General features: G+C 62.5%; 15 protein-coding genes and 1 tRNA gene. 7 read left to right on the top strand and 9 right to left on the bottom strand.

Annotated elements, in window-relative coordinates:
* Positions 1 to 75: 75 nt before the first annotated feature.
* From BPNPMPFG_RS28100 to BPNPMPFG_RS28085, 4 genes are read left to right on the top strand one after another with little or no spacing between them, the layout of a single operon-like run.
* Positions 76 to 1,062, top strand: coding sequence for an aldo/keto reductase (locus tag BPNPMPFG_RS28100; RefSeq protein ID WP_258591836.1), 987 nt, complete (start codon positions 76 to 78; stop codon positions 1,060 to 1,062).
* A 17-nt stretch (positions 1,063 to 1,079) separates the two neighbouring features.
* On the top strand, positions 1,080 to 1,916 hold the full coding sequence (locus BPNPMPFG_RS28095) for an amidohydrolase family protein (protein ID WP_319945961.1): 837 nt from the start codon (positions 1,080 to 1,082) through the stop codon (positions 1,914 to 1,916).
* 42 nt (positions 1,917 to 1,958) lie between these two features.
* Positions 1,959 to 2,543 carry a DUF1349 domain-containing protein gene (locus BPNPMPFG_RS28090; protein WP_258591834.1) on the top strand — a complete coding sequence of 195 codons (585 nt, stop codon included), beginning with the start codon at positions 1,959 to 1,961 and terminating at the stop codon, positions 2,541 to 2,543.
* Between the two features lie 13 nt (positions 2,544 to 2,556).
* A complete protein-coding gene (locus BPNPMPFG_RS28085) occupies positions 2,557 to 2,997 on the top strand; it encodes an RbsD/FucU family protein (protein ID WP_258591833.1) in 441 nt (146 codons plus the stop codon).
* Between the two features lie 641 nt (positions 2,998 to 3,638).
* Here BPNPMPFG_RS28085 and BPNPMPFG_RS28080 read toward each other — a convergent pair.
* A tRNA-His gene (locus tag BPNPMPFG_RS28080) sits at positions 3,639 to 3,715 on the bottom strand.
* Positions 3,716 to 4,165: 450 nt separating this feature from the next.
* The gene (locus BPNPMPFG_RS28075) at positions 4,166 to 4,624 is read right to left on the bottom strand and encodes a phasin (RefSeq protein WP_258591832.1); all 459 of its coding nucleotides are present in this window, start codon (positions 4,622 to 4,624) and stop codon (positions 4,166 to 4,168) included.
* Positions 4,625 to 4,872: 248 nt separating this feature from the next.
* Here BPNPMPFG_RS28075 and BPNPMPFG_RS28070 point away from each other — a divergent pair, with 248 nt between their 5' ends.
* Positions 4,873 to 8,775, top strand: coding sequence for a PAS domain S-box protein (locus tag BPNPMPFG_RS28070; RefSeq protein ID WP_258591831.1), 3,903 nt, complete (start codon positions 4,873 to 4,875; stop codon positions 8,773 to 8,775).
* 325 nt (positions 8,776 to 9,100) lie between these two features.
* On the opposite strand, the gene BPNPMPFG_RS28065 is transcribed toward BPNPMPFG_RS28070, so the two are convergent.
* Positions 9,101 to 11,059: an acetoacetate--CoA ligase gene (locus BPNPMPFG_RS28065; RefSeq protein WP_258591830.1), complete on the bottom strand. Its 1,959-nt coding sequence runs from the start codon at positions 11,057 to 11,059 to the stop codon at positions 9,101 to 9,103.
* 253 nt (positions 11,060 to 11,312) lie between these two features.
* Between BPNPMPFG_RS28065 and BPNPMPFG_RS28060 the strand changes: the two genes are divergently transcribed.
* A complete protein-coding gene (locus BPNPMPFG_RS28060) occupies positions 11,313 to 13,166 on the top strand; it encodes an AsmA family protein (protein WP_258591829.1) in 1,854 nt (617 codons plus the stop codon).
* A 13-nt stretch (positions 13,167 to 13,179) separates the two neighbouring features.
* Here the strand turns inward: BPNPMPFG_RS28060 and BPNPMPFG_RS28055 are convergent, their stop codons facing one another.
* The 6 genes from BPNPMPFG_RS28055 to BPNPMPFG_RS28030 all read right to left on the bottom strand — a co-directional run bounded on the left by BPNPMPFG_RS28055 (position 13,180) and on the right by BPNPMPFG_RS28030 (position 20,428).
* Positions 13,180 to 13,998, bottom strand: coding sequence for an ABC transporter permease (locus BPNPMPFG_RS28055; RefSeq protein WP_095088554.1), 819 nt, complete (start codon positions 13,996 to 13,998; stop codon positions 13,180 to 13,182).
* Positions 13,995 to 14,966 carry an ABC transporter permease subunit gene (locus BPNPMPFG_RS28050; protein WP_258591828.1) on the bottom strand — a complete coding sequence of 324 codons (972 nt, stop codon included), beginning with the start codon at positions 14,964 to 14,966 and terminating at the stop codon, positions 13,995 to 13,997. The genes BPNPMPFG_RS28055 and BPNPMPFG_RS28050 overlap by 4 nt, the downstream gene beginning before the upstream one ends.
* A gap of 9 nt (positions 14,967 to 14,975) precedes the next feature.
* Positions 14,976 to 16,115: an ABC transporter ATP-binding protein gene (locus tag BPNPMPFG_RS28045; RefSeq protein ID WP_258591827.1), complete on the bottom strand. Its 1,140-nt coding sequence runs from the start codon at positions 16,113 to 16,115 to the stop codon at positions 14,976 to 14,978.
* Between the two features lie 81 nt (positions 16,116 to 16,196).
* Positions 16,197 to 17,294 (bottom strand): polyamine ABC transporter substrate-binding protein, encoded by a 1,098-nt coding sequence (locus tag BPNPMPFG_RS28040; protein WP_258591826.1) that lies wholly within the window; start codon positions 17,292 to 17,294, stop codon positions 16,197 to 16,199.
* Between the two features lie 350 nt (positions 17,295 to 17,644).
* Entirely contained in the window at positions 17,645 to 18,598 is a 954-nt protein-coding gene (locus tag BPNPMPFG_RS28035; protein ID WP_258591825.1) for a DMT family transporter, read from the bottom strand.
* A gap of 387 nt (positions 18,599 to 18,985) precedes the next feature.
* Complete coding sequence (locus BPNPMPFG_RS28030; protein ID WP_258591824.1) at positions 18,986 to 20,428, bottom strand: helix-turn-helix domain-containing protein; 1,443 nt, start codon at positions 20,426 to 20,428, stop codon at positions 18,986 to 18,988.
* Positions 20,429 to 20,664: 236 nt separating this feature from the next.
* Between BPNPMPFG_RS28030 and aceA the strand changes: the two genes are divergently transcribed.
* Entirely contained in the window at positions 20,665 to 21,954 is a 1,290-nt protein-coding gene (gene aceA, locus BPNPMPFG_RS28025) for an isocitrate lyase (RefSeq protein WP_258591823.1), read from the top strand.
* Positions 21,955 to 21,985 lie beyond the last annotated feature (31 nt).

Genomic DNA, 21,985 nt, shown 5'->3' with positions numbered 1-21,985 from the left:
TTATTGACATAGAGGAAAGAGGGTGGGAATTAGCTGTCCAGCGGATTTCGGGCGCGTTTTTGGGACGAATTTTTCATGCAGGAAACATCTGGACGGAGGCCTCTGGGCCGCACCTCGCTGAAGGCCACAGCCCTGGGCCTGGGGACGACGGCGATCGGCGGGCTGTACTCCGCGACCAGCGACGCTGCCGCTTTTGAGACGATGGAAGCTGCCTGGGATCTCGGCATACGATTGTTCGACACGGCGCCACAATACGGTAACGGCATGGCCGAACAACGCCTGGGTGCCTTCCTGAAAACCAAACCCCGCGACAGCTACGTTCTTTGCACCAAAGTGGGCAGGCTGCTGCGGCTTCCCCAAGAACCGCAGGGCGAGGATGCGTACTACAAGGGAACGCCCCCAGAGCGCCCGGTCTTCGATTTCAGCTATGACGGGGTCATGACTTCAGTCGAAGAAAGCCTGCAGCGTCTGGGTCTCGACCGCATCGATGTGCTGCATATCCACGATCCGGACGCGCATTATGCGCAGGCAATGGACGGCGCCTACAAGGCATTGGACAAACTGCGCTCCGAAGGTCAAATCGGCGCCGTCGGTGCCGGCATGAACCAGAGCGAAATGCTGGCAGAGTTCGCGCGCGACGGCATCTTCGACTGCTTCCTGCTTGCTGGCCGTTACACGCTGCTCGAACAGGGTGCGCTCGACGAGCTCCTTCCGCTTTGCGTGGAAAAGCAGATCTCCATCATCATCGGCGGCGTCTATAACAGCGGCCTTCTCGCAAATCCGGGAGCCGGCGCCAAATTCAACTACCAGGAGGCCGACAAGGCGCTGATCGACCGCGCCCTGGAACTCGAAAGGGTCTGCTTGCGCCATGGCGTGCCGCTGAAGGCTGCCGCCATTCAGTTTCCGACGCTGCACCCAGCGGTCGCAAGCGTCCTGACCGGAGCCAGAAGTCAGAAGGAGATCATCGAAAACGACAAGCTCTTCCGGCAGCCCATCCCAGTGGCCATGTGGGAGGACCTACGATCCGCAGGCCTGATCTCATCTCAAGCCCCCACCGCCTGAACCGCATGCGACCGCGCGTGATCGACGCTCACCAGCATTTCTGGAATCTGGAGACAGGCAGCAACCCATGGATGGCGGGCGATGCCATGCGCCCGCTACGGCGTGATTTCGGCCCCGACGACCTGTTGCCGCTGATGGCGGAAGCCGGCATCGACGCGACCATCTTGGTGCAATGCCGTCATGATCAGGAAGAAACCCGCGACTTTCTTGCCATGGCCAAAGATCATGCCTTCGTTGCTGGCGTCGTCGGCTGGGTCGATCTTCAGGCGAACGATTGCTTGCGCCAGATCGGAAAACTGCGTGCTCTCCCCGGCGGGGAACGACTTGTCGGCATCCGCCACAATGTTCACGACGAGCCCGATGCCGATTGGCTGCGACGGCCTGCGGTCAGTGCTGGCGTCTCGGCCGTTTTCGAGGCCGGGCTAACCTTCGACCTGCTTGTGCGCTCCCGGGAGGTGCCTGCCGCCATCGATCTGGTGCGACAATTTCCAAGCGGGAGGTTCGTGCTGGATCATATGGCTAAGCCCCCGATCGCGTCGGGCGTCATCACCTCCTGGCGATCCGGCCTGAAAAGGCTCGCCGCGCATGGAAATGTCTGGTGCAAGATTTCCGGCCTCGTTACCGAAGCGGAATGGGGATCATGGCGGGCCGAAGATTTCGATCCATACATGCGGCTGGCATTGGATGCTTTCGGGCCGGAGCGCATAATGTTCGGCTCTGACTGGCCGGTTTGCACATTGGCGGGTGGCTACAAGGACGTGAGAGATATCGCCGGCCGGCTGGGCGACGCCAATCCCGAATTGGCCGACCGATTTTTCCATCTCAACGCGATCGATGCCTATCGTCTGCGGTAGGGCGGCGGGGCCATGACCACCATTTTCACCAGAGGAAACGGAATGAACGTTAACTTCAAGGACGGCACATGGCTCAACCAGCCGGCAAACTGGTTGGCGGAGGATGCCAGCCTCACCATGACGACTGATGCCAAGACCGATTTCTGGCGAGAAACCCATTACGATTTCACCCGGGACAGCGGTCATTTCCTCGCCTTTCCGGCGACCGATGAATTCACCGCCAGGATTCGCATCCAGGGCGAATTTCGTACCCTGTATGATCAGGCAGGCCTCATGATCCGTATCGACGAGAAGCGCTGGGTCAAGACCGGCGTGGAGTTCACCGATGGCGAACTCTTCCTCAGCACCGTCATCACCGATGGCAAATCCGACTGGTCGGTCTCGCAGCCCTTCAAGGAACTGGAGGACTTTTACATCCGAGTGACGCTGGCCAGAGGCGCCATGCGCATTCAAGCCTCGCGAGACGGCAAATTCTGGCCGCTGTTACGCCTCGCGCCCTTTCCGGCCGCCGCCTCTTACGCGATCGGCCCGACGGCCTGTACACCGGAGCGCAGCGGGCTGAGCGTCCGCTTTTCGGAATTCTCGATCGGTCCGGCCATCACCACCGATCTCCACGATCTGAGCTGAAGGATATGTCATCATGCTGATTGGAATCGACCCTATCCTGAATGCTGACATCCTCCACGCATTGCGTGCCATGGGCCATGGCGACGAAATTGTCATCGCCGATGGGAGCTTCCCCGCACAAACTGTGTCGAAGCGTCTTGTCCGCATGGAAGCGAGCGACATGCCGCGCATGTTGAAGGCGGTGCTGTCGGTGATGCCGGTGGACGATTCCGAACCGGACCCAGTGATGGGTATGGAGGTCATCGGCGATCCTGACAAGATCGTACCGGCACATATCGCAATACAGGCGGTGCTCGACGCCTTGCCCGGCCAGCCGATAAACCTCGCCCGCATTGAACGTTTCGCATTTTACGAGCGCGCCAAGCAGGCATTCGCGGTCATAGCCACTGGCGAGACTCTGTTTTATGGCAACGTGATTGTCCGGAAAGGCACCGTCGACCTGGGTGGCAACTGAGGATCCCGCTCGATATCCCACGGCCGTCTTAGGTCACGTCGCGTCACGCCCCGATATTAACTCCTTTGAATTCGGGGGCACCGCGCGTGCGGTAGCCTACTTCGAAAGTCCGTATCGATCTTGGCGTCGCGCGCCTCCCATCGGACTGATGAGAAGCGATCACATCCATGGCACGGAGACGATGACGCTGAAAGGCTCAAGGATCGGAACGGTTCCCCCCGGAACCTGTCCTTGCGCCCAACCGCAGCGCCTTTGCCCCTACCGGCCTGGATCCGTTCAAAGAGATTCCATCTGACTGGGCTGCCAGATCGGTAGAGATCAACCGAATGGCGAGCGCCTTCGAGCATTCTGAGGCTGCGGTCGAGGATCAGGACCGGCCTAATTGCACGTCGTTGCCGCCGATTACCGTATGCATCGTTGCAAGGTCTTTCGAAGCCAGAGAGCTTGAGCTACGTGTGATGGGTGCAATCAACGAGACCGAGAAAATTGACGAACAGGCCCAAATCATTTCGTTCAAAACTCCTAAATCTATCCGATAAGTAACACAATAGGTAACACAAATGAGGAAAATGAAGCGAGAGATCGACGGCCAGAAGCCGGCAATTATCTAGCAAATTCAATTACTTATTTAGTAAACCTAATGGTACCGTTGGCTGGGATCGAACCAGCGACCTCCGGATCCACAATCCGGCGCTCTAACCATCTGAGCTACAACGGCACGTTGCTGAGCCGGACCAAGGTGGAAAGTTCATTTTCCGTGATCCGCTCTGTCGTTCGGCGATGCGTCCTTACGGGCTAATGGATTTTAATTCAAGACTTTTGCGAATGCATGTCGCCCAAAAGTGGGCCTGGTTTTGGGAAAACGACATGCATAAAAACAAAGATCCAAAGCGCGTCGCCTGAATCCGTTCAAACGCGGCGCGCTTCAGGCAAAGGTCGCTTCCCGACAAACAGTATCGACTTTTCGCCGGGCAAAGAAAAAGGCCGGCGGGAGGAGGTGCCGGCCTTTTCCTGTTACGAGCCAGCGGGAGGAGGTGCTGGCTGGTCACCCCGGGGGCAGAGGGAGGAGGTTCCACCCGCCGGGTATTCCTTGATGGCTACCATCATACGCCTGATCGTCCTTAAGAAAATGCGACCTTTTGTTGCATCTTCAGATCATGCGTAAATGTTAGGCAACCTTGATTTCCTTCATCGCCTTCTCGAAGGCGGTCTTGATCGGCTTGGAGACGTCCTCGGCCGCCTTGGAGGCGACGGTCTGGAAATCCTTGGCCTGCTCGACGGTCGTCTCGACGCGCTTGCGCAGGAAGGCGGTCTGCAGTTCGATGACTTCCGACAGCGACTTGGCGCCGATCAGGGCTTCGAGATGCGAGAAGCCGGCCTCGGCATTGGCGCGCAGAGCGGAAATGGTCTTGAGCGAAAGGTCGCTGGAAACGGTCTTGGCGGTCTCGTAGGTCGACTCCAGAGCCTTCTGGGTCTCCTCGGCACCGGTCTTCAGCTTGGCATAGGCTTCCTTCGACTGCTCAACGCCCTTTTCGGCGAAAGCGCGGATCTGGTCGGTGGCCTTGGAAGCGTCAAAGCTCGGGAATTCAACGTTTTCGATCGTCTCGGCAGTTTTGGTCCTGGACATTTTCCATCCTTCTCAGTGGCAGCGGCTTTGACAGAAAGCCGTCTCGTTCATGTATGATGTAAATATACACAGTTTTTTGTGCATTGCAACATCTCTGTTGCAGTGCACCATAAAACCTTAACGGCCGTTAACCAAGAGCCCAGATTCCAGGCCTTTGCACGTTCTGGCTTGTGGACCTTCGCGCCGCCGGCTTTTATTAACAAAGCGTTAACTGCAAATTCGCCGCTCCGTGAGGGTTCGCCAAGCGCATGCCGTCCGAATATTCCTTCCTCGACGTCGCCGTGCTCGACGCGGTTCGCCAGCGCTTTGCCGCCGGCGACGCGATCGCGATCCTGTCGGCGGATCTGGAGCAGGTGATCTGGGCCAATGGGCCGGGCGCCGCGATGTTCGGCTACCCCGACATCGAGGCCATCATCGGCGCCTCCGCACAGCTGCCGTTGATCGCCAGACGCCAGATCAAGGCGACCAGTGGGTTTCCCGAGATCGGCCGCGACCGCGCCATCACGGTGCGGCTGGCAACCGGCATGACCAGCCGCGCCGTCGGCTTCCTGGCCAGTGCCGTGACCATGCCGGACGCCGAAAAAGCGATCATGCTGGCCGTGCCGGCAGCGCAGACAGGCTCGCGCAGTGCCGGCGAAATCGCCACCCGCGCCATCAGCGGCTTCACCGAAGACGGCCATTTCATCGCCTTCGTCGATAGCAAAGGCACCATCGAGGCGGCCTCGGAAGGGTTTTCGGCACTGGGTATCTTGCCGCGGACGCTGGCGGCGCTGGTTGCCGACGTCGCGGACGAGAGCGACCGCATCGTCAAACGCCTCGTCCCCGGCGGTGCGGCGTCCTATCCGGCAGGCCTTGCAAGATTGACCGAGGAACGGCATCTGCTGGTGGTGATCGACGAGGACCAGCTCGACGACACGGCCCCTGCCGACAGCGTCGTGGACCCTCAGGAGCCGGCCCAGGTAGAAACCGCGGCTGCGGAAGGCATGGTCGCCCAGCCGGAACCGGATCAGGACAACAGACCGGCAATCGATATCGAAACCCCGGCTGCCGCGGCAGACGAACCGAGCGCTCCCAGGACCGCCGAGACCATTTCGATGCCGGCGTCACCTGAGAATGCCGATCCAGCCGGGCTGGCCGCGGAGATCGCCAACAACGACCCCGGGACCGCCGGCGGCACGCCAGCGCAGCATGACCACTGGTATTTCAATGCCGGTGAAGCAGAGGTAGTTGCGGAGGTTGCAGCGGAAAATCCAACACAGCATGACACCAAGGCCGCCGCCCCTGCCGAACGCCAAGTCACGCGATCGATCGACCGCACGGCGGCGCCACTGCGCTTCGTCTGGCGCACCGATGCCGAGGGCAAGTTCAATGCGCTGTCGCCGGAATTCGCCGACATCGTCGGCAAGCCTGCAGCCGACGTGATCGGCCGGCGCTTCAGGGATGTCGCGGCCACCTTCGGCCTCGATCCCTCCGGCGAGATCGCCGGCCTGCTGGAACGGCGCGACACCTGGTCGGGTCGCTCCGTGCTGTGGCCGGTCGCCGGCACCGATCTGAAGATCCCTGTCGACCTGGCTGCCCTGCCTGTCTATGGCCGCAGCCGCGCCTTTGAAGGCTTCCGTGGCTTCGGCGTTGCCCGTGCCGGTGACGCGGCCGTCGATCCGGAAGCCATCGGCATGGCGCTGGTGCCCAATGGCGCGGCGCCGGAATCGCAAGCCGTAGAACCCGCGCCTGAACAGCCGAAGGCTGAAGAGCCGAAGGCCGAGGAACCGAAGACCTCGGATCCGTTCAAGGGCGAGGTGCCGGCGCTGACTATCGTGCCGAAACCGGAGCGGCGCTTTGCCGACAAGGTGATCCGCCTGGCCGAACACCGCCAGCCGGCCAACGACAAGGGGCTGTCGACGCTGGAGCGCAGCGCGTTCCGCGAGATCGGCGAACGGCTGAAGAAGGAAAATTCTCCGGTCGAGCCGCCTGAAGCCGAGAAGCCCGGCGCCGTAACTCCTGAACCGGCGGTCGAGACACCTGCTGAACTTTTGGTGGAAACAGCGGCAGTCGGCGCGGTTCCGTCAACGCCCGACTCGCACGAAGAGCCGACGCATGTCGCCGAACTCCCGGTGGCGGAGCCGGAGACCGAAACGGTGCCGGTCGAGCCCTCCGAAACGGATGTCGATGCCGAGGACGAGCAGGATCTGGCGCGGCTTGACGGCGCTCACCCGAGCGAAGCGGCTCATGAAGAACCCGCCGACACCTTGCCGAATGCGACCGGCTCGCTGCTCGGCTATGCCGGTCGTGATGACGAACGCGGCCCTGTCGCGGACAACAGTGACGAGGCCCCGGTTTCCAAACCAGTGGCGGCGCAACCAGAGAGCACCCAACCCGTCGCGACCGGCGAAGAACCTGACGCCATTGGCGCGACACATGACGCCGTCGATGACGACAGCATGACGTCAGCCGATTTTCGCGACGCCGAGGACAATGAGGATTGGGTGGACGGCGGGCAAGCCGCCGCACCTCAGCGACAGACCGTTGCGCACGTCGAGGAGACCGCCAGCGCAAGCGCCGCCGTGGAGGCACGCGTCGAGCGCCCACGCCTGCGGGTGCCGCCGCTCAAGGTTGAAGGGTTCATGCCGTCGGCGTTTTCGGCCGGCGATGAACACAAGGCTCCCGATACATCGCTTCTCGGCAAGCTGCCGGTGCCGCTGCTCATCCATTCCGGCGACCAGTTGCATTATGCGAATGAGGAATTCCTCACCCTGACCGGCTACGAGGCGCTCGATGACCTGGCGGATGCCGGCGGCCTCGGCGCGCTGTTTGCCGATCCCTACGCCGACGACGGCGCCTCCGACGGCACCGATCGGGCGTTGCGGCTGAAGACGCGTGACGGACAGGAATTCCCGATCGAGGCCATTTTGCGCTCGGTCCCGTGGCGCGACGGCAAGGCGCTGATGCTGGTGGTGCGCCGCTCCGGCGAGGATGACGCACCGGCAGCCCTGCATGCGGTCGGCGACGAGCAGACACAGCCCGACATCCCCGAACTCAAGGCACGCATCGCCGAGATGCGCACCATCATAGACACCGCCACCGATGGCGTCGTGCTGATCGGCCGTGACGGCAGCATCCGCTCGATCAGCCGCCCGGCCGAAGCGCTGTTCGGCTTCGACAGCGACGAGGTGACCGGCAAGCCGTTCGCCTCGCTGTTTGCGATCGAAAGCCAGCGCGCGGCGCGCGACTATCTCAACGGGCTGTCGGAGCCCGGCGTGGCGAGCGTGATGAATGACGGCCGCGAGGTGATCGGGCGCGAGGCGCAGGGGCGCTTCATTCCGCTGTTCATGACCATCGGCCGGCTGCCCAACGACAGCGGCTTCTGTGCCGTGGTGCGCGACATCACGCAGTGGAAGCGGGCCGAAGAGGATCTCACCCAAGCCCGCGCGGTGGCCGAGCGCGCGTCCTCGCAGAAGACCGATTTCCTGGCCCGCATCAGCCACGAGATCCGCACGCCGCTCAATGCCATCATCGGCTTTTCCGAACTGATGGTCGACGAGAAGTTCGGGCCGGTGGCCAATGACCGCTACCGCGACTATCTGCGCGACATCAACCGCTCGGGCAACCATGTGCTCGACCTGGTCAACGACCTGCTCGACATCTCGAAGATCGAGGCCGGCCAGCAGGAAATGGCCTACGAGGCGGTGTCGCTCAACGACACGCTGGCCGAAACGGTGGCGATGATGCAGCCGCAGGCCAACCGCGAACGCGTCATCATCCGCTCCAGCTTCGCTTCGCGGCTGCCCGAAGTGGTGGCCGATCTGCGCAGCGTGCGCCAGATCGCGCTCAACATCCTGTCGAATGCCATCCGCTACACCCAGGCCGGCGGCCAGGTGATCGTCTCGACCGCCTATGAGACGTCGGGCGATGTCGTCATGCGGGTGCGCGACACCGGCATCGGCATGAGCCAGGCCGAGATCGAGCAGGCGCTGAAGCCGTTCAAGCAGATCAACGCGCTGAAGCGCGGACGTGGCGACGGCACCGGCCTTGGACTGCCGCTGACCAAGGCGATGGTGGAAGCCAACCGCGCCCGGTTCACCATCAACTCGACACCGGGAGAAGGCACCCTGGTCGAGGTCGCGTTTCCGTCGACCCGCGTGCTCGCGGAATAGGCAACCTCTTCCCACGGATCGACCCGGCAAAAGAAAAGGCGCCCAAAAGGACGCCTTAAGAGATGGGATTGCTGTCACAACGGGGCTTGAGCGAATCAGATCCTCCGGGGTCGAGGAACGGGATTTCTCCCTCAAGTTACATGCGACTATCGACGCCGGGCCTTAACAACTCCTTACCGGGCTGCTGAAAAATTTACGAATGTGTACCACTCATGAAATCTAGGTAAATTATCGCGACATATTTGGTTAACCATGGCGAGTCTCTGTTTCCATGCATGTCGTTGTCTCAAAACCGGGGCCACTTTTAAGCGACATGCATTAGCGGTCACTGCGCAAGCTGCGGCAGGTTCCTGAACAGCTCCAGCGCCTCGGGGTTGGCGAGCGCTTCCTTGTTCTTGATGGCGCGGCCGTGCACGACGTCGCGCACCGCAAGCTCGGTGATCTTGCCCGACTTGGTGCGCGGGATGTCGGTGACGGCGACGATCCTGGCCGGCACATGGCGCGGGCTCGCCCCGTTGCGGATTTTCGAGCGGATGCGTTTTTCCAGATCGTCATCCAGTTGCACGCCCGCGGCCAGCCGCACGAACAGCACGACGCGCACGTCATTGTCGAAATCCTGGCCGATGCACAGCGCCTCCAGGATCTCGGGCATCTGTTCGACCTGGTTGTAGATCTCCGCCGTGCCGATACGCACGCCGCCCGGATTGAGCGTCGCATCGGAACGGCCATGGATGATCATGCCGCCATGCACGGTCCATTCGGCGAAATCGCCATGGCACCAGACATTGTCGAAGCGCTCGAAATAGGCGGCCTGGTACTTCTTGCCGTCGGGATCGTTCCAGAAGCCGATCGGCATCGACGGAAAAGCCTTGGTGCAGACCAGTTCGCCCTTCTCCTGGCGCACCGCCCTGCCGTCATCATCCCAGACATCGACGGCAAGGCCCAGGCCAGGCCCCTGGATCTCGCCAGTCCAGACCGGCTGCGTCGGCACACCCAGCACGAAGCAGGAGACGATGTCGGTGCCGCCGGAGACCGAGGCCAGATGCACGTCCTTCTTGATGCCGTCATAGACGAAGCGGAAATCCTCCGGCGATAGCGGCGACCCGGTGGAGGAAATCGCTCGCACGCTCGACAGATCATGCGTGCGGATCGGCTTGAGGCCGGCCTTACGCACGGAATCGATGAATTTGGCCGAGGTGCCGAAAAAGCTCATCCTCTCGGTATCGGCGAAGTAGAACAGGACATTGCCGTCGGGATAGAAGGGCGAGCCGTCATAGAGCAGCAGCGTGGCGCCCGAGGCCAGGCCGGATACCAGCCAGTTCCACATCATCCAGCCGCAAGTGGTGAAGTAGAAGAAGCGGTCACCGTCGGTGAGACCGGCATGCAGCCGGTGTTCCTTGACATGCTGGATCAGCGTGCCGCCGGCCGAATGGACGATGCATTTGGGAATGCCGGTCGTTCCCGACGAAAACAGGATGTAGAGCGGATGCGAAAACGGCAGCCGTTCGAAGCTGACCGGTTTGACGGCGAAGGGCGACAGCGCCTCTTCCATCGCCACCGCCTTGTCGATGGTTGATGCGACATCGCTCGAGGTACCGAGGTAGTCGACGACCAGGACCTTGCGGACCGTGCCAAGCTTGGCCGCGACCGCGGCGATCTTGTCGGCGACCTCGATCGCCTTGCCATTGTACCAATAGCCATCGGGCGCGATGAAGACGACCGGCTCGATCTGGCCGAAGCGGTCGAGCACGCCCTGTTCGCCGAAATCGGGAGAGCAGGATGACCAGACAGCGCCGATCGAGGCGGCGGCCAGCATGGCGGCAATCGTCTCCGGCATGTTGGGCATCATCGCGGCGATGCGGTCGCCCTTCTTGACCTTGAGCGACAGGAAGAGCTGCTGCAGGCGCGAAGTCAACGCATTGAGTTCGTTCCACGACAGCCGGCGCTCGACTTTGTCCTCGCCGCGAAACACGATTGCGTCGCCCGAGCCGGTTTTCTTCAGCAGGTTCTCGGCGAAGTTCAGCGTGGCATTGGGGAAGAAGGAGGCGCCAGGCATCTTGTCGCCGTCGACCAGCACGGCCTGGCCCTTGTCGCCGACGATGCCGCAGAAGTCCCAAACCAGGCTCCAGAACCCCTCGCGGTCCTCGACCGACCAGCGGTGAAGTTCGGGATACGAAGAAAACGCCGCGCCGGCTTTCATTGCCGCGGCCTTCGTGAAAGCGGTTAAGGGTGCTGCATCAATCTGGTCTTGCGTAGGGGTCCAGAGCGGTACTTCGGCAGCCATGATCGTTCCTCCACGGTCGCCACCGCTTATGCATATCGCGGCGCAGCAGAGCAAGATTTTGTTCGGTCGATGCGGCCAGATGTGCGCAAATGCCATCGCCGGGCCATAAAGACTTGAAATGCCTCAGCCCTAAGTCGTAGTGACGACTGGAGTCGTAGTGACGACCGGAGTCGTGGTGACGGCTGGGGTCGTAGTGACGACCGGGGTTACATCCGTCGGGCGATTTTGTCGGAATGGAAGCATACGGGGCGATATGCCATCATCTTTGATCCGGCGCGGAACATGGGCGATCGGCGCTGCCGTGATCGTCATCGCGCTGGTCGTTGCCGCCCTGCCGCTGATCGCCTCCACCCGTATTGTGCGCGACCGCATCGCCTGGGAAATGAGTGCCTGGAGCGGCTTTCGGGTCGCCATCCAAGGCTCGCCGCGCATCGAGGTCTGGCCGAAATTCCGGGCAATCCTGACCGATGTGACGCTTTCGCAATGGACCGACACCGAGGCGCCGCCGGTCATCGAGGCAGAACGGGTCGAGGTCGACCTTTCCGCCATGGCGGCCTTGCGCGGCGACGTCGAGTTTTCGACGGCGCGGCTGGTGCGGCCGACGATACGGGTTCAGCGCACGCAGGCCGGCTTTTTCCTGCCCGCCGTGCCGACCGGCGGGCGCATCACGCGTTCGATCGACACGGCGCGCGGCGTGGTCAATGCCAACCCGGCCAAGCCCGATCTCGGCAAGTTGCCGGCCGACACCTTCGGCACGGTGGAGTTCCGCGACGGCCGCATGGTGGCGTCCATCGGCGGCAAGGACGTCGAGATCCTGAGCAGCCTGACCGGCCAGGCGAATTGGGCGGCGATGAACAGCAATGCGACGCTGTCGGCGACGGGGATCTGGCGGGGCGAAAGCGTCGCCCTTGACGTCGCCTCGCCGAAACCGCTTGTGCTGTTTGCCGGCGGCACTGCGCCGCTCACGCTGAATTTCAAGGCGGCCCCCGCCACCTTCTCCTTCGACGGCACGGCCAGCATGTCCGAAAACGCTTATTTCGACGGCCAGGCGAAATTCTCGGCGCCCTCGCTGCGGCGCGTCCTGGAATGGTCGCAGGCCGGCATCGCGCCTGGTGCCGCGATCGGCTCCGTCAGCATTTCGAGCAAGGTCACCGCGACGGCCGGGCGCGTCAAGTTCGACAACACCGCGATCGCGCTGGACAACAACCCGGGAATGGGGGCGCTGGACCTTTCTCTTGGCGACGCGCAGCCGGTGATCTCCGGCACGCTCGCCTTCGATACACTCGACCTCAGATCGTTCCTGTCGGCCTTCACGCCGCTGGCCCCGACCGGCGGGGCCGGGCCCGGCGAAATCGACACGAGCTTCGCCGACCGGATCAACCTCGATCTGCGGTTGTCGGCGGCGCACGCCACGGCGGGACCCATCCAGCTCGCCGACGTCGCCGCCACCGCCCAGGTCAAGGATGGTCTTTCCGTTTTCGATATCTCCGATGCCTCGGCCTTTGGCGGCAACATCCAGAGCAGCCTTCGTTTCGACCGCAAGCCGGAAGGCATGCAGGTCGAGATCCGGCTGTTGGCTTCCGATATCGACGGCGGTGCTTTCGGCACGGCGGCGGGAATGACCCGGCTGGTGCCGGTCGGCACGGGCACCGTCTCGGTGATCCTCAAAGGACCGGGTAGAACCTGGGACTCCATCTTCGACAATGCCGACGGCTCGGTCTCGGCGACCTTCGGACCGGGTGCGTTGAGCAAGCTCAACCTGCCGGCCTTCCTCAAGCATACCGAACAGGGCGGTTTCTTCGCACTGGACGACGTCTCCGACGGAACATTGCCGATCGACGGCGCCGAGATCAAGGCCAGCATTTCGAAGGGCGTGGCGCGGATCGACAAGGCCGAAGCCAATTCTGCGAAGTACAAGATCTGGCTGTCCGGTATCGCATCCTACGCCGGACGGGGGCTGGCCTTGTCCGGCGGTGTCATTCAGGCCGACCAGGCGGCAGCACCGGCCAACGGCAAGCAAGGCCCCAACCAGTCATCGTTCTTCGTCGGCGGAACGTGGAGCACACCGTTCATTTCCCCGATCAGCCGCGGCGTCTCGGGGGAATAGGCCGCAGCTACCCTCAGCCGCGTTGTGCGGCCCGCTCGTCGAGCTGGCGCTGCACCTCACGCCGCTTGTTGGCGACCGAGGCGATGATGACGCCGACCGCGACAACGGCGATCAGGATGGTGCAGGCGGCGTTGATCTCCGGCGTTACGCCGAGGCGAACCTGGCTGTAGATCTTCATCGGCAGTGTCGTTGCTCCCGGCCCGGAGGTGAAGCTGGCGATGACCAGATCGTCGAGCGAAAGCGTAAAGGCCAGCATCCAGCCGGACACGATCGCCGGCATGATGACCGGCAGCGTGATTTGGAAGAAGGTCTTCACCGGCGTTGCGCCAAGATCCATCGCGGCTTCTTCCAGCGAACGGTCGAAGCTGACCAGGCGCGACTGCACGACGACGGCGACGAAGCACATGGTCAAGGTGATGTGTGCGAGCGTGACGGTCAGGAAGCCGCGGTCGAGACCGACGGCAACGAAGAGCAGCAGCAGCGACAGGCCGGTGATGACTTCCGGCATGACCAGCGGCGCAAAGACCATGCCGGAAAACAGCAACCTGCCCCTGAACCGCGTGTAGCGGGTCAAGGTGAGTGCCGCCAGCGTGCCGAGCACGGTCGCCACCGTGGCCGAAATGACGCCGACGCGGGCCGTGACCCAGGTCGCGTCCATCAGGCCCTGGTTGTGGAACAGCGAGACGTACCATTTGGTCGAGAAACCGCCCCAGACGGTAACCAGTTTCGACTCGTTGAAGGAGAAGACGATGAGCAGGACGATCGGCAGGTACAGGAAGGCAAAACCCAGCACGATCGAGGTGACGTTGAAGCGGCTCCAGGTGGTGTTCATTTGTCCTGCTCCTGGGCGCGCGCCTGGGCCTGCTGGAAGAGCATGATCGGCACGGTCAAAAGCAGCAGAAGGATGACGGCCACGGCCGACGAGACCGGCCAGTCACGATTGGCGAAGAACTCGTTCCACAGCGTCTTGCCGATCATCAGCGTCTGCGATCCGCCGAGCAAATCGGGAATGACGAACTCGCCGACAGCGGGGATGAACACCAGCAGACAGCCGGCGATGACGCCCGGCAGCGACAGCGGGAAGGTGATCTTCCAGAACGCACTGGTTGGCGGGCAGCCAAGATCCTTGGCGGCCTCGATCAGCGAATAATCCATCTTTTCGAGCGACGAATAGAGCGGCAGCACCATGAAAGGCAGGTAGGAATAGACGATGCCGATGAAGATCGCCGTATAGGTGTTGAGGATGATCAGCGGCTGGCTGATGATGCCGGTGGCGAGCAGCAGCTGGTTAAGCAGGCCCTCGGGCTTGAGAATGCCGATCCAGGCGTAGACCCGGATCAGGAACGAGGTCCAGAACGGCAGGATCACCAGCATCAGCAATGTCGGGCGGATCGTTGCCGGCGCCCGCGCCATGCCATAGGCGATCGGGTAGCCGACGATCAGCGTCAGCACTGTCGAGATCGCGGCGATGATGACGCTGGTGACATAGGCGTTGAAGTAGAGGGCGTCCTGCGTCAGCCAGGTGTAGTTGTCGAAGCTGAGTTTGCCAAAGCCGGCGAAAAACCCGGAGATGCCATCTTTGAAGTCCAGCACCGGCGTGTAGGGCGGCATGGCGATCGCCGTCTGCGACAGCGAAATCTTGAAGACGATGATGAAGGGAACGAGGAAGAAGAAAAGCAGCCAGACATAGGGGATGATGATGACCAGGCGGCCAACGAAAGCAGCGCCCAACCTGGCCAGGATGGACTTGCCGGCATGGGTTGCCGGGGCTGATGCGGCGGTGACGGCGACGCTCGACATGACCGCCCCCTACCGTGTCAGCACGACGCCGGCGTCTGGCCGGAAGGAGACCCAGGCGCGGTCGTTCCAGCTCAGCGGATCCTCGGTGATACGAGCCGCGTTCATGGTGCTGGCCCGCACAACCTGTCCGTCGTCGAGCCTGACGTGGAAGACGGTCATGTCGCCGAGATAGGCGATGTCATAGACCTCGCCTTCGATGGCATTGACGGCCTCGGCCGGCTTCTTCGACGACACCTTGATCTTTTCCGGCCTGATGGCAAAGGTGACGGCGGCCCCGGCGGCGGCATTGCCGGCATTCTCCGTGCGAATGGTGATGCCATTGCCGGCGTCGATGCTGGCGGTTCCAGCCTCGCCACGCGCGATCTTGCCCTCGAACATGTTCACATTGCCGACGAAACCGGCGACGAAGCGCGATCCCGGCGCCTCATAGACTTCGGCCGGCGTCGCCACCTGCATCACCTCGCCCTTGTCGATGATGGCGATGCGGTCGGCCATGGTCATCGCTTCTTCCTGATCGTGGGTGACGACGACGAAGGTCAGGCCGAGATTCTGCTGCAGGTCCATCAGTTCGAACTGCGTTTCCTCGCGCAGCTTCTTGTCCAGCGCGCCGAGCGGCTCGTCGAGCAGCAGCACCTTCGGCCGCTTGGCGACCGAGCGGGCGAGCGCGACGCGCTGGCGCTGGCCGCCGGACAATTGGTGCGGCTTGCGCTTGGCGAACTGTTCGAGCTTGACCAGCTTCAGCATCTCGGCGACGCGTGACGCGATCTCGGGCTTCGGCATGCCGTCCTGCTTGAGCCCGAAGGCGATGTTGTTCTCGACCGTCATATGCGGGAACAGCGCATAGGACTGGAACATCATGTTGACCGGCCGGCGATAGGGCGGGATGCCGCGCAGATCCTGGCCGTCGAGCATGATGCGGCCGGCTGTCGGTTCCTCGAAGCCGGCGAGCATCCTGAGCAGCGTCGATTTTCCGCAGCCCGAGGCGCCGAGCAGGGCGAAAAACTCACGCTCGAAGATGGTCAGCGACAGATTGTTGACGGCGGTAAAGTCGCCGAACTTCTTGGTGACGTTGTCGAACTGGATGTATGGCTTGGCGTTCGGGTCGTTCCATGGCGCGAAATCCCTGCGGATGCTGCCAAGCGATTTCATGTCCCACTCCGTCCTGTTTCTTGCTTCTTGCCCCAGAAGAATTGGTCCCGGCAGGGGACTGCCGGGACCGTATCGGATTGCTTACTGGCCGGTGACGATCTTGGTCCAGCTGCGTGTGATGACGCGCTGGGTCTTGGGATCGTAAGGAGCGACCGTGTAGAGCTTCTTTATCGTCTCGGCATCGGGATAGACGGAAGGATCATTCAACAGGGCCTTGTCGACGAACTGCTGCGACGCCTTGTTGCCGTTGGCGTAGAGCACATAGTTCGACGATTTTGCGATCACTTCCGGCTTCATCATGTAGTTGATGAACTCGAGCGCCTCGGCGACATGCGGCGCATCGGCGGGGATCGCCATCTGGTCGAACCACATCTGCGCGCCTTCCTTCGGCACGGAATAGCCGATTTCCACGCCTTGCTTGGCCTCGACCGCTCGGTTGCGGGCCTGGAACACGTCACCCGACCAGCCGACGGCCATGCAGATATCGCCATTGGCGAGTGCGTTGATATATTCCGAGGAGTGGAACTTCCTGATGTAGGGCCGGACCTTGAGCATGGCCTCCTCGGCCTTGGCGATATCGTCAGGCGAGGTGCTGTTCGGGTCGAGACCGAGATATTTCAGCGCCGCCGGCATGATGTCGGCCGGCGAATCCAGCACATAGACACCGCAGTCCTTCAGCTTGGCCAGAGTGTCCGGGTTGAAGAACACATCCCAGCTGTCGATCTTGTCGGTACCGAGTGCTGCTTGCACTTTCTTGATGTTGTAGCCGAGGCCAACCGTGCCCCACATATAGTTGACCGAATATTCGTTGCCGGGGTCGTATTTGGCGGTCCGCTCCGTAACCGTGTCCCACATGTTGGAAATGTTCGGCAGTTTCGACTTGTCGAGCTTCTGGAACACGTTGGCCTGGATCTGGCGCGCGAGGAAGTTGCCGCTGGGCACGACGACGTCATAGCCGCTGCCGCCGGCAAGCAGCTTGGTTTCCAGGATTTCGTTGGAATCGAAGGTGTCATAGACGACCTTGATGCCGGTTTGCTTGGTGAAATCGTCGATGATCGAACTGTCGATATAATCCGACCAGTTGAAGACGTTGACGACGCGGTCCTCGGCGTGGCCGCCGACGGTAAAAAGCGTCAGAAATACCGAGGTCGCCGAAAGCCAGAGCGCTTTGCGGATCATGCTATTCTCCTTTGATGAGTGTTCCTTCGCCGGCACGTCGCGGTATCAGCGCGGCCGGGCATTTGCTTCAGACTATTGAGCTTTCCAGGAAGCGACAAGCGCGAACTGTCGACGCCATGGGGAGGGTTCGATGAGCGGCAGGTGGTGGCTGTGTGCCCCTGCTGCGGCCCGGGTGGCGTGCCGGTGCCGTCAGAGGCTTTCGCCGTGGCGCGGGCAGAGATACGACGATGGGGTCCGGTCTCGATCTGACCGGCGGGGAGACTTGGCAAGATAAGCCTGTCTTGTTGTTGCCGTAGCCTCAGCCTGCCCGTGCGGCGGCAAATTTGTCAATGGCAAAGCTGCACGCCGCTTCAATTAGGCGACGGCACCCCGGTGACCCCTGCGCGCTCGGGCCGTGTCTGGCGCTTGAATTCGAGCCCGATATGGACGAGCAGCGCCGTGACCACCACCGCGCCGCCGATGATGGTGCGGCCGGACGGCACTTCGGAATGGACGAGCCAGACCCATATCGGCCCAAGGATCGGCTCGAACGTACCGAGCAGTGCGGCGACGGCCGCCGGGATCAGCCGCGCGCCGGTGGCGAAGAAGGCGAGGCCAAGACCGAGATTGACCACGCCGAAGGCAAAGAGAAAGCCCATGTCACTGGCCGACACGGAGAATGTCGATGCCTGCGATGCGGCAAAGCCCGCCGCAAGCATGGTGCCAAGGCAGGTCGCCGGCGTCATGCGCACGCCGGCAAACCGCCGGGTGATGACGGTGGCGATCGAGAACATGACCGCAATCAGGAGCGCCAGCCCGTCGCCTATCGGCGACACGGCGCCATCGAGCGATTCCGACACCATGATAGCGACGCCGGTGATGACGGCGGCAATCGCCAGCCAGGTCGCGACAGTCACCCTTTCGCGAAACAGCGCCCAGGCAAACAGCGCCGCCAGAAGCGGTACACCGGCCTGCATCAACAGGATGTTGGCGACGGTGGTGTAGGCAAGCGCGACGACGAATGCGGTCGATGCGGTGGCGAAGCAGACCCCGACGGCCAGGCCGGGCAGACCCATGTCGCGGAACAATTTCAGCGTGCCGCGCCAGCCATCGCGCCAGACCATGAAGCAGATCAGGAAGGCGGCCGCCCACACAGAGCGCCAGAAAACAACCGTCCAGCTGTCGCCGGCGGTGATGAAGCGGGCAATGGTGCCGCCGAAACTCCACATCAGCGCCGACAGGAACACCAAAAGCATGCCGACGCGTTCCTCGCGCGGCGAGCTGGTCGATAAAACATCGCTCGATGATGATGCTGTGTCGGTCATGGGCGCGACTGTCGAGCTTTTGTGGACGGGACGATGCGCAAGGGACGACAAAAAGATACCCTGTTCGCGTACCGCAAAGGCGCATGCCGGGGGTGAGCCAGCGACCGGCGACAATTGTGGCACCTCGCCCTCGCTCCCGTGGGGCAATCGCATATGGATTCTTGCGAAGAAGGACCCCCACCCTAACCCTCCCCACAAGGGGGAGGGAACGCTGCCGCGTGCCCTTTACTTCCTCTTTTGGCATTGAAAAGCAGGCAATTTGCCGAGATCGGCACCAACGGAAGTCTCCCTCCCCCTTGTGGGGAGGGGTTAGGGGTGGGGGTGTTCGTAGAGCGAAAGCCTCAGCTTCCCATACGCGATTGACCTGCGGTTCACTGGAACATGGCCCTACTGGAAGTCGAAGGCGCTCAAGCCCGTCACCATCTCGTCGAGGCCGAGCGGACGCGTCACCGGTGGCTCGGCGCGCGCCAGGCAGCCGGCGCGTTCGCAAAGCCGGCAGGCAGGCCCGACCGGCGTCGCAGCTATGCTGCCCGCCTTGGCGGTGATTGCCGCGCCGGGAAGTGCCGCGCCGTAGACGATGTCGTCGCGAAAGCCGATGTCGCAGCCGAGCAGCAGCGCCGTGCGGCGCGGACGTTCCGAGAACGCGCCTTGCGGTCCCTCCAGCGTGCGGGCGATGCACAGGAATTCGGCGCCGTCCGGCATCTCCACCGCTTCGACGAAGATCTGGCCGGGCTGAGAGAAGGCGACATGCACGGGGAGCTTGGGACAGCCGCCGCCAAAGCGGCTTTGCGGAAAGCCCTGGCTGCCGGCCTTGCGGAAGCGGTTGCCGGCATTGTCGACCTCCAGCATGAAGAACGGCACGCCGAGCGCGCCTTGCCGCTGCAGCATGGTCAGCCGGTTCGCCGCCTGTTCGAAGGAGACGCCGAAGCGCGAACGCAAGACGTCGATATCGTAGCGGGCGCGTACGGCAGCCGCGTGAAAGGCCTGGTAGGGCATCATCAGCGCATGCGCGGCATAGCGGCCGAGCTCGAAACGAGCGAGACGGCGGGCCTCGTCGGTGGTCAGCTTGAGCGCCTGGATGTCGCCGGCGACCGCGACCGTCATGCGGATCAGGCAGGCCTCCATCGCGACTTCACGCAGCTGGTCGAACGGCGACAGGCGTTCGGACAGGAACAGGCGCTGCGAATGACGGTCGTAGCGGCGGCGCCAGTTCGGCATGGTGGCGACCGGCAGCACCTTGACCACGATGCCATATTCGCGCTTCAGCCAGGCCTTCAGCGCGCCGAACAAATCGTCGCCGGGATCGAGCACCGAGGTGAACGCCGCGGCCTCCTCCTCGAGAGCGGCGAAATGGTTCGGCCGGCGCTCGAAAATCTCGTGCACCTCGTCGATCGGCAGGCGGGCGCCGGACAGTGCCGTCGCCCGACCTTCGCGCGCCAGGAGTTCATTGAGGTCGGACAGGCGTTCGGCCTGTTCGCGATAGGCGCGGAACAGTTTTATCACCGCCGCGGACGCGTTGGGCGCCGCCTCGGCAAGCTCGATCAGTTCCTGATCTCCCGGCAATTCGCCGACCAGCAGAGGATCGGTGAACACTTCCTTCAAGGCGGCGACTGACCCCTTTGCCTCGCCCTGCAGTTCGTGCGGATCGACCTTGTAGACCGACGCCAGTTTCAGGATCAGCTGCACCGTCAATGGCCGCTGGTTGCGCTCGATCAGGTTGAGATAGGACGGCGAGATGCCGAGACCCTCGGCCATCGCCGTCTGGGTCAGGCCCTTGGCGTTGCGGATGCGGCGGATGCGCGGCCCGGCGAAAATCTTCTGATCAGCCATTGACTGCCTTTGACAGGATTTTACACAGCCTCACGGCAATCTTCACCGTGCCAGCCTTTTACAACTATGACAAATTTACATTAGCTCCCTGTCAAACGCAACACAGGTTTTCCTTTATATCCGGGCGAATTTCTTGATTTTTCTGGCCTATTTCGCACCGCAATGTAAATTCAGTCATACTCCGGAGCCAGATGATTGACGCCCGGACATAGTGCAGCAATTTTTCGGAGTGACCAATGACTGATTTTTACAACCTCGTCCCGTCGGCGCCGGAAGGCCGCTTCGACGGCATCGAACGCCCCTACTCGCCAGAGGATGTGAAGCGGCTGCGTGGTTCGGTGCAGATCCGCCAGAGCCTCGCCGAAATGGGCGCCAACCGGTTGTGGAAGCTCATTCATGAGGAGGACTTCGTCAACGCGCTCGGCGCTATGTCCGGCAACCAGGCGATGCAGCAGGTGCGCGCCGGGCTGAAGGCGATCTACCTGTCGGGCTGGCAGGTTGCCGCCGACGCCAATACGGCTGGCGCGATGTATCCGGACCAGTCGCTCTATCCGGCCAATGCGGCGCCCGAACTGGTCAAGCGCATCAACCGCACGCTACAGCGCGCCGACCAGATCGAGACGTCCGAAGGCAACGGGCTGTCGGTCGAGACCTGGTTCGCGCCGATCGTCGCCGATGCGGAAGCCGGCTTCGGAGGACCGCTCAACGCCTTCGAAATCATGAAGGCCTTCATCGAGGCGGGAGCCGCCGGCGTCCACTATGAGGATCAGCTGGCGTCGGAAAAGAAGTGCGGCCATCTCGGTGGCAAGGTGCTGATCCCGACCGCGGCGCACATCCGCAACCTTAACGCCGCGCGCCTGGCGGCGGACGTCATGGGCACGCCGACCCTGGTCGTCGCGCGCACCGACGCTGAGGCCGCGAAGCTGCTGACGTCCGATATCGACGAGCGCGACCAGCCTTTCGTCGACTATGGCGCCGGGCGCACGGTTGAAGGCTTCTATCACGTCAGGAACGGCATCGACCCTTGCATCGCCCGCGCCATCGCCTATGCGCCTCACGCGGACCTGATCTGGTGCGAAACCTCGAAGCCCGATCTGGCGCAGGCCAAGAAGTTCGCCGAGGGCGTGCGCAAGCATCACCCCGACAAGCTGCTCGCCTACAATTGCTCGCCGTCGTTCAACTGGAAGAAGAACCTCGACGACGCGACGATCGCCAGGTTCCAGAAGGAGCTCGGCGCCATGGGCTACAAGTTCCAGTTCATCACGCTCGCCGGCTTCCACCAGCTCAACTATGGCATGTTCGAACTGGCTCGCGGCTACAAGGCAAGGCAGATGGCGGCCTATTCCGAGTTGCAGGAAGCGGAGTTCGCGGCGGAGGCCAATGGCTACACCGCGACCAAGCACCAGCGCGAGGTCGGCACCGGCTATTTCGACGCCGTGTCGATGGCGATCACCGGCGGCCAGTCGTCGACCACCGCCATGCATGAATCGACCGAGCACGCGCAATTCAAGCCGGCCGCCGAATAACGAACGAGAACACCGAGGAAACGCCCAACAG

This window comes from Mesorhizobium sp. AR07 (assembly GCF_024746815.1).
Taxonomy (GTDB): domain Bacteria; phylum Pseudomonadota; class Alphaproteobacteria; order Rhizobiales; family Rhizobiaceae; genus Mesorhizobium.
The sequence above is the reverse complement of the archived record's forward strand: the minus strand, read 5'-3'. Positions and strand labels throughout refer to the sequence as shown.